The sequence below is a fragment of the Mechercharimyces mesophilus genome (assembly GCF_059818345.1).
On record NZ_JCBAPH010000001.1, the window covers coordinates 815,353 to 827,165 of the forward strand.

Consider the following 11,813-nt stretch of genomic DNA (forward strand, 5'->3'; position numbering starts at 1 on the left):
AATGAGATCCTATTTACAAGAAAAAGAGAAGCGCATTCAAAAGGAAATAGAGCAGAATATAGCGGACTGGTCCATGATCCCGCCTGAGTTAAAGGAAGCGATGGCGTACTCTCTAGCAGAGGGAGGGAAACGTCTTCGTCCAATTTTGGTACTGATGGCAAGCGAAGCACTGCAGGGGGAAGAAGAGAAAGCATTACCTGTGGCGTGTGCGGTCGAAATGATTCATACTTATTCCCTCATCCATGATGATTTACCGGCCATGGATGACGATGATCTACGGCGAGGTCGCCCAACCAACCATAAAGTTTTTGGCGAATGGATGGCCATCTTAGCAGGAGATGCTCTCTTGACGAAAGCATTTGGACTGTTGGCTCGCTCAGGTAAGAAAGCGGGACTCGCGCCAGAGGTTGTGCTGGAACTTATCGAAGAGTTATCCACGCGTGCGGGAGCGGAAGGAATGGTTGGAGGACAAGTCGTCGATATTCAAAGCGAGCAACGAAAAATCAGCTTACAAGAGCTAGAAAGTATTCACCGACGTAAGACAGGTGACTTAATTTCTTTTGCTGTCCGGCTAGGGGCGATGTTAGGTGGGGCGAATGAAGTCCAGCTGAACGCATTTAGTCAATACGCGGACCGGATTGGGCTTGCTTTTCAAATCCAGGACGATATACTAGATGTAATTGGAGACCAAACGAAAATAGGAAAACCCGTCGGAAGTGATGAGGCGAAACAAAAATCGACCTATCCTGGTTTGATGGGTCTAGAAGAATCACACAGATGGATGCAAAGGCTAGCAGAAGAAGCCAAACAAGTGATAGCAGCTGAGCCGAGCATTAATGGACAACACTTGCTTCTCTTTGTCGATTATTTGCTGGAACGAGACCGCTGAACCTTCTGTTACGCAATATTCCTCTCTCAAAAAGGATCACCCCTATTTCACATAGCCGGACACGTACTTAATAGCGAAAGTCAACTTCGTTGTGGAGTGCGACAATCCTATGATATAATCGTGAGCAAGGTGGAGTGGTGCAGTATTCTAGTCGGTTCTTGTCCTCTGAAGGCGGGCCTAAAAATCCGCTAAAGGGCACATCGATGAAGTTCTTGGTGTTGGCTTTCGACGCCCAGTCGGGGGTTGATGCTGAGAGTTAAGGAAGAAGGGCGATCCACAAGGGCATGTGGGCGTTTGACCCGTTTTCCGTGGAGGCCCAAGTGCGTAGATTGCCGTTACCGTACGGGGTCTATGGCTTGGGGGAAGAACCTGCTCATGAGGGCAGTTTCAAAAATGCCTTTGTTGCAGCGTAGCCTGCCTTGCGTGGTGCAATGGGGAAGCCGTGTCGCGCTGAAAGTTGTACTGCAAAAGAGGCTAGGAGGACGTGAGGACTGCCCGAGGAAAACTCCTAGACTGTTTGCTCTTAAAAGTTTGAGCAGGGCTACTTAGGGATTGAAGTGCGGACTAAGTGGCAATCCAGTCCGATGTCTGGTGACAGCATCGAGAAAAGTTATAAAGGGAAACCGCCTGATTGGCAACGATCGGGATACTTTTTTGGGAAATCCTACTGGACCTAAGCCGCAGGGTTTACCTAAGTAGTCGCCACTCCTTATTCGGCGTGCGAATATTTCGCGAATAAAAAGTGGAAGTGTTCCGTTTCCCTAACGGGGAGAGGAGATTGAAATAGATCCATGGGGGAGACGTTTCGCAAATCGATTGGTTGGGCGATCGGTATTGGACTGGTCACTGCGCTGATTGCGATGATTCTTTCTATTCTATCCACTAATATATTACAAAGCCTTCCTTGGAATGGTGGGCTGTTGGTGGTGTTTGTCATTGTTGCCATCGGCGTTACTTTTGATATGCTTGGGCTTGCCGCAGCGGCTGCTCGTGAAACCCCTTTTCATGCTATGGCTGCCAAAAGGTTGCCTGGGTCTAAGCAAGCGATCGGCGTCATTCGTAAAGCGGATAAGTTTGCTACGTTTTGTAATGATGTCGTTGGTGACATCAGCGGAATTATAAGTGGGGCAGCGGGTGCTGCTGTGGTTGTCACACTGGTCCATGATTTTGATGGGATGACCAACCGGTGGCTATTGGATGTGCTGATGGTATCCATTCTGTCTGCGATTACAGTCGGAGGAAAAGCTTTAGGAAAAGCTTACTCCATCCGTTATGCAAACGAGATCATCTTTAAGGTCGGCAAGTTTTTATATATACTAGAAAAGAATTTTCATATTCGATTGTTTGATGTACACCCTAAAAAGAAGAAAAGAAAGCGAAAGCGAGGTGTTCTTCGTGAACCTCGAACAGATTGATTCACCAGCGAAACTAAAAGATATACCTGTAGAAGAACTCCCTCGGATAGCAGAAGAGGTTCGCCAATTCTTGATAGAGAGTTTAGCGGGAACAGGCGGACATCTTGCCTCTAACTTAGGAGTTGTCGAATTAACGCTAGCGCTTCATACTCTGTTGGATAGTCCGAAAGACAAAATTTTATGGGATGTAGGTCACCAAGCTTATGTTCATAAAATCTTGACGGGACGGCAAGCGCTTTTTCCTACTTTACGGAAATACGAAGGATTATGTGGCTTTCCTAAGATGAGAGAAAGTGAACACGATTGTTGGGAAACAGGGCATAGTTCTACCTCGCTCTCTGGCGCAATGGGTATGGCGGTGGCTAGAGATATTAAAGGTGAAGATAATAAAGTCGTTGCTGTGATCGGAGATGGTGCGCTCACAGGTGGAATGGCGCTGGAAGCATTAAATCACATTGGTGAGGAACAGCGTGATTTAATGGTGATTCTGAACGATAATGAAATGTCGATTACTGACAACGTGGGTGCCCTTCATAATTACTTAGGAAAACTGCGTACGCATAAGCATTACCATAAAGTAAAAGAAGATATTGAAAGTCTTTTAAAGCGTATTCCTTCCGTTGGCGAGCCTTTGGCGAAAACGTTGGAACGCATTAAAGATAGTATGAAATACCTTCTTGTATCCGGAGTACTGTTCGAAAAATTTGGCTTCACGTACCTGGGTCCGGTTGATGGACACAAGTTGCCCGAATTGATGGAATGCATGCGTCAGGGCCTAAATACCAAAGGTCCGGTGTTGGTGCATGTGAAAACCAAGAAGGGCAAAGGTTATGAACCAGCTGAACAGGATGCGATCGCTTATCATGGTGTTGGAGCAGGAAAATGGGAAACGGCGGCCGAGAAAGAAAAAGGAAAGAAAAGTCCGCTTAAGTATGCAAAAGTGTACGGAAATACCCTGGTTCGCCTCGCGGAACAGAATGAGCGGATCGTCTCGATTACTCCGGCCATGTTACAGGGCTCTGGTTTAATTGAATTTCACGAAAAATTTCCCGAACGTTCATTTGATGTGGGCATTGCGGAACAGCATGCGGCTACCTATGCAGCAGGACTAGCGACTCAAGGGATGAAACCGTTTCTCGCGATCTATTCCACTTTCTTGCAACGTGGGTATGATCAGCTGATCCATGATATTGCCCGCCAAAACTTAAATGTGGTAATAGGCATTGATCGTTCTGGCTTCGTGGGTGAAGACGGAGAAACCCATCAGGGAGTCTACGATATTCCGTTTATGCGTTGTATTCCTAACATGACCATTATGATGCCGAAAGACGAAAATGAATTTCAGCATATGCTGTACACAGCTTCCAACTTTACAGAAGGGCCGGTTGCCGTCCGTTTCCCTCGTGGAACAGGCGTAGGGGTGCCCATGGATGGACAATTTAAAGAGTTGCCTATTGGAAAGTCGGAAGTGGTAAAGCAAGGTTCAGATGTGGCATTACTAGCATTAGGACCGATGGTGGAGCTGGCTAGTCGAGCGGCAGACTTTTTAGCACAAGAGGGAGTTTCTGCTCACGTTGTTAATGCTCGCTTTGTGAAGCCATTAGATAAAGAGATGCTTCTTGATCTATACCAAAGGCAAATCCCGATTGTTACCATTGAAGAGGGAGCCATCATGGGTGGTTTTGGTAGTAGTGTGATGGAATTTTATGAAGCAGAAGGTTTGTACGGCATGATGGTGAAGACGATGGGTGTGCCTGATTACTATGTGGAGCATGGGAGCTCCACTCAACAACGAGCAGAAGTGGGCTTGACGTCGGAAAATATTGCTCATGTGGCACGAGCATTGCTACCGAGCAAGCGTCAGCGGGCTTAAGAGCAAGGAGATTGCCGTGGCAAAAGAGCGCTTAGATGTACTACTTGTAAATAAAGGGTTTTTCGAAAGCAGGGAACAAGCCAAGCGTGCCATCATGGCAGGTATTGTTTTTGCTGACCAAGAGCGAGTGGACAAGGCGGGTACCAAGGTGAATATAGACGCTCACCTATCGGTGACAGAGCGTCTTCACCCTTACGTGAGCCGGGGTGGCTTGAAACTTCAAGGAGCCGTGGAGCGCTTTCACTTAGCGTTACAAGGACGCACAGTGATTGACATTGGGGCTTCTACCGGAGGTTTTACCGATTGTGCCTTGCAAAACGGTGCGAGCCTTGTGTACGCAGTCGATGTGGGATATGGTCAGCTTGCTTGGAAACTGCGTCAGCACGCTGATGTACGTGTCATGGAGCGGACAAATTTTCGCTACCTCACACGCGAGGAATTGAGCGATGAACAACCTGATTTTGCCACCATCGATGTCTCCTTTATTTCTCTCTCACATATTCTCCCTCCTTTGTATCTGCTTCTTCATGAGGAGGGGGAAGTGGTGGCCCTCGTAAAACCACAATTTGAAGCAGGACGAGAGGCTGTTGGGAAAAAAGGAATTGTGCGTGATCCAGATGTGCATCGTGAAGTGATACGCAAAGTGACAAGGATGGCAGATGAAGTCGGCTTTCAGGTAAAAGGGCTTGCACCTTCTCCTATTAAGGGAGGGGAAGGCAATATTGAGTTTTTGCTTTACCTACAGAAAAGTGAGCCAGGACAAACGGACATGGCTGAGCTGGAACGGATGATTGGGCAGGTAATGAACGAAGTGAGTCAGCGCCCATAAGGGTAAAAGAGCGAATGAGAGAGGAATAATCCCTGTTCCCTTAGAATCAATAGGAGAAGGAGGTTTGACCTATGTTGCAAAGAGGCGACATCGTCTTCCTTTTCCTGTTTTTATTGGGATTGGTCTATTTCTTGTTTAAGCGTCTATCTTATTCAACTCCCACTCCCTCTTGGAACAATCGCCAAGAAGAAATAACAGGTGAGATACCAGAGTGGCTACAAGAGGAAGGGTATGTCGTTGTAGCGGCAAAACAGCGAACGCCCGTCTGGGTACATGTAGGGAAAAAAGCGTATGAAAGTCGCTTGTATACAGACTATGTGGTCACAAGATCCAACCAGGTTTTTTTGGTAGTGATTGCGAAGCGGAAAAAACCCCTTCGCATGACCGGATCTTCTGTGCGCGACCATTTTTTAGCCCATTACCTCGCTTTCAAGCCAGAAGGGATTTTGTACGTGGATCTGGATCGACGACGGATTGAGGAGATCCGATTTCGAGTCGAGGCTGCGCACATTCCTTCCCCACGTCGCCCTTGGATTTCCTACTTGGTAGCAGTTGGTCTGGGAGCCTGCTTGGCTATCCTTTTGCAATAGTTGAGGTGGAGACCATGACGAAAAAGATTGGTATCACATTAAACAATGATAAACCGAAAGCACCACAAGTTGCAGCAGAACTGGTGTTGCTATTGGAAAAGCGCAAGGCGGATGTCTACCTGGATGTTGAAGTTGCAGAAAATATGGGAAGACCTGAGCTGGGTTTAGACTTTCACCAATTTCCCCACACCGTAGACATTTTATTTGTGTTAGGTGGAGATGGAACGTTATTGGGCATTGCGCGGGAGTTTGCCTCCTATGATCTCCCTCTCCTCGGATTTAATCTGGGACACTTAGGGTTTTTATCAGAGGCAGAACCAGAGGATCTGGCCTGTGCGATTGACATGGTATTGGCGGAAGATTACATATTAGAAGAGCGCTTAATGTTGGAGGCCGAGGTACTGCGAGATGGAGTTCGTTTGGAAAAGAGCATTGCTTTAAATGAAGTAGGTATTGCGAACTCTTTTAGCCGGATGATTACGACGAAGGTTTATATGGATCATGCTTACCTAGGAACGTATTCTGGAGATGGTGTACTCATCTCCACGCCAACGGGTTCTACAGCCTACTCGCTCTCCTGTGGAGGACCCATTGTTTGGCCCAATGTAGAAACATTACTGTTGACGCCAATTTGTCCACATACGTTGACCGCACGTCCGATTGTCTTGCCACCGGATCCGATCATTGAAATTGTTGTGAGTGCTTCTCATAAAGATATTGGGCTGACAATTGACGGTCAATGGGGTTTTCGTTTGCAGTTGGATGATGTGATTCGTATCCGTCGCTCAAGCTGTAAGACAACCTTAATTAAGTGGAAAGAGCGGTCATTTTTCGAGGTTGTAAGGAAAAAACTGCATGGAGAGTTGCTGGAGGAAAAGTGATGAAAACCAAAGCACAGCGACATATTCGCATTCGAGAAATCATTACAAGCAAAAATATTGAAACGCAAGAAGAGTTAGTCGAGGAGTTGCAACAATCCGGCTACAATGTCACACAAGCGACAGTATCGCGTGATATTAAAGAGTTACGTCTGGTAAAAGTAGCAACAGATTTTGGCCGGTACATGTACTCTCTTCCTGCAGATAAGCGTTTTAATCCGATGCAGAAGTTACGTCGTATGCTGAAAGAGTCGTTCGTCGGAATCGAAACGAGTGAAAATTTATTAGTCATGAAGACGCTTCCTGGTAATGCCAATGCGGTTGGAGCCTTAATTGATAGCTTGGATTGGCCAGATATCATCGGAACGATTGCCGGGGATGATACCATACTCATTATTTGTCGTGATCGAGAAAAGGTACCGCAATTGGTTGAACGTCTTATTGATATGTTGTAGGGGTGGTTATCGGTGTTAGTTGAACTTTCCATTCGTGATTTTGCCATTATCGAACAGCTACAAATAAAGTTTGATCGCGGCTTTCATGTCCTTACCGGAGAGACCGGAGCTGGGAAATCGATTCTCATCGATGCGCTTTCCCTCGCAGTAGGGGGAAGAGGTTCACAGGAGTTTGTCCGCCATGGAGCGAAAAAGCTGGAAGTCGAAGCCTTGTTCTCCATCGACTTGGATCATCCCGCTCAGCTCTGGCTGAAGGAAAATGGGATTGAGAATGTGGATCCATGGTTGGTCATTCGTCGTGAAATTACACAACATGGGAAGAGCCTCTCTCGTGTAAATGGACGGGTGGTAACACTCTCTTTGCTGAGGGAGTTGGGTACGACGCTGTTGGATATTCATGGACAACATGAACATCAATCCTTTATGTCTTCTGAATCTCACCTTCACTGGTTGGATGCCTATGGTGGAAGCGATCACCTTGCACAGGTGGAAACGTATCGCTTGCTTTTCCAAGAGTATAAACAGTTGCTACAAGAAAAGCAGACACTGGAACAGAATGAAAAAGAAATTGCACAACGCTTGGATTTACTGCAATTCCAATTGGATGAAATACATCGTGTACAGCCACGTGTCGATGAGGAAGAATCTTTGGAAGAAGAGGAACAGCGTTTGTCTCATGCAGAACGGCTGTTAAGCGAAAGCACGCAAGCGTTTGATTATTTGCACGGGGATGGCAAGGGATTGGATAACCTTCATCAAGTGATCTCTCATTTAGAAGATATGGTGCCCGTCGATAAGTCACTGGCTCCTATTTTAGAGACGGTTCAGTCGGCTTATTACCAATTAGAAGAGGCGGCACGGCAATTGGGACGCTATCGGGATGACGTGGAATTTGATCCTGAACGTTTGGAACAAGTAGGCGAACGTTTGTACAATATCACCCAGTTAAAACGAAAATATGGTGATACGATTGCGGATATTTTGCAACATGGACAACAGGTGGAGGAAGAAATTCATCAACTCACCTTTCGGGATGAACGGAAAGAGGCGCTACAAACTCGCCTAGATGCCCTTTCACCTGAGATGGAGGAGTGTGCCACTGGACTAACCGGTCGACGGCAATCCTTAGCTCGTCTCATTGAAACAGAGATGCAAAAAGAGTTATCGGAACTAAATATGAAGAGCACCCAATTTCATGTTTCCATCGAACCGGCAGAAGAATGGAAGGAGACGGGCAAAGACCAGGTGGAGTATTATATTGCCCCTAATCCTGGTGAACCACTCAAGCCTTTGATTAAGATTGCATCTGGTGGAGAACTTTCTCGCTTGATGTTGGCAATCAAGTCCTTATTCGCTCATGCTGGAACGTTGAATACACTTATCTTTGATGAGATCGACACGGGGGTAAGTGGTCGTGCGGCTCAAGCGATAGCAGAAAAAATGGTGGCTCTCGGAAATGACCACCAAGTGTTATCGATTTCCCACTTACCACAAGTTGCTTGTATGGCGGACACACATTTTTATATCTACAAGGAAAGCGGAAATCAACGTACGACCACGCGTGTTCGTGTATTAGAGGGAGAAGAGCGCATCACGGAATTGGCACGTATGCTTGGTGGCGTGGAAGTGACAGAGACGACACGCAATCATGCGCGTGAAATGTTGCGATTGGCCAATCAAAATAAAGCAATGCTCCCATAAAACCTTCCAGCAAAAACCTGGTGGAGGGTTTTTGTGTTCGTAGGAATCATTTGATGGACATAAAAGCAAACCAGCACGGATACCTTAAGTTTACGATGACCCATCATCGAAAGTGGAGGTGTAGGCAAGGAGCAGGAGTGTGATCCGCTTGCAGCCAACAGATAGAAAAAAATGGATGGTTTTATTCGTTGCTTGGTGTTTCATTTGGTGTTATACGTCCACACCTTTTCAGCAGTTTGTTTCTTTTCCGAAAGAGCTTCGCTTAACTATGGGTGCGCAGCAACAATTGCGTTTTCCCTTCCCAGCCCTTGCGACAGCAACCATCTCTAATCCGGATGTCGTGGAGGTGAATGGTCAACAAGGACATGCCCCCATCTCCATCAATTTAAAAGACCCGTTGACTGTTTTATCAAAGCACAGAGGGGAATCACAACTTACTTTGCGTTTGTTTGGCAAGGTGCCCTTGAAGACAGTCCATGTATCGGTATTACCCGAAATCAAGGTGGTGCCAGGTGGACAATCCATCGGGGTGAAATTAAAATCGCATGGGGTACTGGTAGTAGGGCATCATCACTTGCAGGCAAAAGGAGAATCCTCAAGTAAATCACCTGTTTACGTGGGAGATTATATCCAATCGATTAATGGTGAGAAGGTTACAGATGTACAGGATGTTGCGAAATCCGTACAAGAAGCGGGAGAGAATGGAGACCCACTCCAATTGGAGGTCATGCGTAAAGGGAAGAAAAAATCCCTTTCGCTAAGGCCACAATACGATCAACAAGAGGGAATGTATCGAATCGGCTTGTATATCCGGGATTCGGCGGCTGGTGTCGGGACACTCACCTTCTATGATCCGGAAAATCAAGTGTACGGTGGCTTAGGGCATGTGATCGCTGATATCGATACGGGAGAGCCCATCAAGGTTGGGGGCGGCCAGGTGGTACGTTCCAATGTGACTTCGATCGAACGGGGAACATCAGGGGAACCGGGTGAAAAAAGAGCGATATTCATGCAGGAAAACCATGTATTGGGTTCGATCGTTCGCAATACCTCCTTTGGAATTTTTGGTGAGATGAAGCATGCCCCTGATGGGAGCGAGGTGGACGATACCGTTCCCGTTGGATTAGCGGAAGATGTAGAAGAAGGACCCGCCCAAATTTTGACGGTGATTGAAGGACAAAAAGTGGAGCGGTTTGATATTGAAATTTTGCATGCATCCGATCAAAAATTTCCAGCTACTAAAGGAATGATCATCCGTATTACGGATCCCAAGCTTTTAGAGAAGACGGGCGGGATTGTCCAAGGAATGAGCGGGAGTCCCATCATACAGAATGGTAAGCTGATCGGGGCGGTCACTCATGTATTTGTTAATGATCCAACTTCCGGATACGCCACGTTCATTGAATGGATGTTAAGGGATGCGGGTAGCTTTCCTCCGATCACAGACAGCGGGTCTCACTTGAGCCCGCTGTTTTCCGGATGAGCAAAACGGAAAATTTCGGAAAATAGGTGGAGCTTTGCAGGATTGATATAAGTAGGTGTCGAAACCAATTAAGACGAGATAGAAACGAGAGTAAAAGAGGATTTTTGTGGGGAGAAAAGGAGCGGTTCGATTGGATACCATTCGTGTCGTCTTAGCAGACGATAACCGAGAGTTTGCTGGGCTATTAGAAGAGTACTTATCTGAACAAGACGATTTGGAGGTAATCGGCGTTGCACATCACGGGAACGAAGTGATGCAGTTGATTGAGCAAGATCCTCCTGATGTATTAGTATTGGACATTATCATGCCTCATTTGGATGGATTGGGTGTACTAGAAAAATTGCAAGCGAGTCACATTCAACCGATGCCCAAGATCATTATGCTGACAGCCTTTGGGCAAGAGAATGTGACACAACGTGCAGTCGAATTGGGTGCAGCCTACTATATTTTAAAACCGTTTGATATGGAAGTCTTGACCCATCGGATCCGGCAAATCAAAGGGAGGCCCACGGAGACTGTTCGCACTTCTGCCGTGACACAGAGAAAGCCACAAAATCTAGAAGCCAGCATCACCAATGTGATTCATGAAATTGGCGTACCGGCTCATATCAAAGGGTATCTCTACCTACGAGACGCCATTCATATGGTGTACAACGAAGTGGAGCTACTTGGAGCCATAACAAAAACGCTTTATCCACGAATTGCAGACAAATACGATACCACCCCTAGTCGGGTCGAGCGTGCGATTCGCCACGCGATTGAGGTGGCATGGAGTCGTGGAAACATGGATTCCATACGAAGCCTATTCGGCTATACCATCAATGTCAGCAAAGCGAAACCAACCAATAGCGAGTTTATCGCCATGGTTGCCGACAAGCTGCGTATTGAACACAAAGTTGGCTAGTAATTGGTAGTTATTACTCTACATGCGCTTTTATTTTGCTCCTCATACTATAGAAAATGGTGAAAAGGGAGCTAACGCTGGATGGATCAACCGTTGATCAGTGCCGTGATTGCGACAAGAAATGAAGCCGAGTCCTTGCGCATAACGTTAAGAGCTCTACGACAAGCCAGCCGTATTGACGAAGTGATAGTCGTCGATCATGGGAGCTCTGATCACACAGATGAGGTTGCGAGACGATATGCAGACCAAACAGTCATTTTTCCCAAGCAGGTTGGACTAGGCTTAGCTTGGTTGGAAGGGATGCGCTCAGCTAGGGGAGCGATCTTTTTGTTGTTGGATGCGCAGGCGAAGGAGCGAGTAAAGCTTTGCCATGCGTTGGTATCTCCCCTTCTTCGGGGAGAAGCGGATATGACCTTGGCACGCTATCCCGCAGAGGAAAGCAGTCCGCACTTGTTGCGGTTACGAAGCTTTGCCTCTGTGGGTGTGCATTTGCTCACAGGGAAAAAGATACAAGCCCCTTTGTCTGGCCAGCGAGCATTACGTCGGGAAATTGTTTCACACCTGATCTATCAGCCTCGAGGATGGGGCATGGAGCTTAGTATGATGATACAAGCGTTGGACAGGGGCTATGTGGTGAAAGAAATTCCTCTCCCCATTGACTTTACCTATCTGGGAAAACGTATCCCAGTATTTAAGAAAAGCCGGGAGGCATGGGGGGTTTTTGCTACCTTTATTCGTCTTTGGAGAGTTTCCCATGAAGCAAGCAAAAAACAGGAATCCGGAAGCTAAGGAATGT

11 protein-coding genes are annotated in these 11,813 nt (G+C 46.8%); all 11 read left to right on the plus strand.

The genetic code is table 11. The features are described 5' to 3' along the window. Nucleotide 1: 1 nt before the first annotated feature. Nucleotides 2-889 carry a polyprenyl synthetase family protein gene (locus AC6RGY_RS04225; protein ID WP_499861457.1) on the plus strand — a complete coding sequence of 296 codons (888 nt, stop codon included), beginning with the start codon at nt 2-4 and terminating at the stop codon, nt 887-889. A 791-nt stretch (nt 890-1,680) separates the two neighbouring features. Then, nucleotides 1,681-2,304, plus strand: coding sequence for a hypothetical protein (locus tag AC6RGY_RS04230; RefSeq protein WP_499859947.1), 624 nt, complete (start codon nt 1,681-1,683; stop codon nt 2,302-2,304). Continuing rightward, nucleotides 2,285-4,177, plus strand: a complete 1,893-nt coding sequence (dxs, locus tag AC6RGY_RS04235; protein ID WP_499859948.1) for a 1-deoxy-D-xylulose-5-phosphate synthase — start codon at nt 2,285-2,287, stop codon at nt 4,175-4,177. Before AC6RGY_RS04230 ends, dxs begins: the two co-directional genes overlap by 20 nt. A 10-nt stretch (nt 4,178-4,187) precedes the next feature. Then, a complete protein-coding gene (locus AC6RGY_RS04240; RefSeq protein WP_499861458.1) occupies nt 4,188-5,006 on the plus strand; it encodes a TlyA family RNA methyltransferase in 819 nt (272 codons plus the stop codon). A 71-nt stretch (nt 5,007-5,077) separates the two neighbouring features. After that, the gene (locus AC6RGY_RS04245) at nt 5,078-5,596 is read left to right on the plus strand and encodes a hypothetical protein (protein ID WP_499859949.1); all 519 of its coding nucleotides are present in this window, start codon (nt 5,078-5,080) and stop codon (nt 5,594-5,596) included. Between the two features lie 14 nt (nt 5,597-5,610). Further along, on the plus strand, nt 5,611-6,477 hold the full coding sequence (locus tag AC6RGY_RS04250) for an NAD(+)/NADH kinase (RefSeq protein ID WP_499859950.1): 867 nt from the start codon (nt 5,611-5,613) through the stop codon (nt 6,475-6,477). Further along, nucleotides 6,477-6,929 carry a transcriptional regulator AhrC/ArgR gene (gene ahrC / locus AC6RGY_RS04255; RefSeq protein WP_499859951.1) on the plus strand — a complete coding sequence of 151 codons (453 nt, stop codon included), beginning with the start codon at nt 6,477-6,479 and terminating at the stop codon, nt 6,927-6,929. The genes AC6RGY_RS04250 and ahrC overlap by 1 nt, the downstream gene beginning before the upstream one ends. A 12-nt stretch (nt 6,930-6,941) precedes the next feature. Continuing rightward, entirely contained in the window at nt 6,942-8,630 is a 1,689-nt protein-coding gene (gene recN / locus AC6RGY_RS04260) for a DNA repair protein RecN (RefSeq protein WP_499859952.1), read from the plus strand. 148 nt (nt 8,631-8,778) lie between these two features. Then, the gene (gene spoIVB, locus AC6RGY_RS04265) at nt 8,779-10,113 is read left to right on the plus strand and encodes a SpoIVB peptidase (RefSeq protein ID WP_499859953.1); all 1,335 of its coding nucleotides are present in this window, start codon (nt 8,779-8,781) and stop codon (nt 10,111-10,113) included. Nucleotides 10,114-10,243: 130 nt separating this feature from the next. Further along, nucleotides 10,244-11,017: a sporulation transcription factor Spo0A gene (gene spo0A, locus AC6RGY_RS04270; RefSeq protein ID WP_499861459.1), complete on the plus strand. Its 774-nt coding sequence runs from the start codon at nt 10,244-10,246 to the stop codon at nt 11,015-11,017. 81 nt (nt 11,018-11,098) lie between these two features. Beyond that, entirely contained in the window at nt 11,099-11,806 is a 708-nt protein-coding gene (locus tag AC6RGY_RS04275) for a glycosyltransferase family 2 protein (protein WP_499859954.1), read from the plus strand. Nucleotides 11,807-11,813 lie beyond the last annotated feature (7 nt).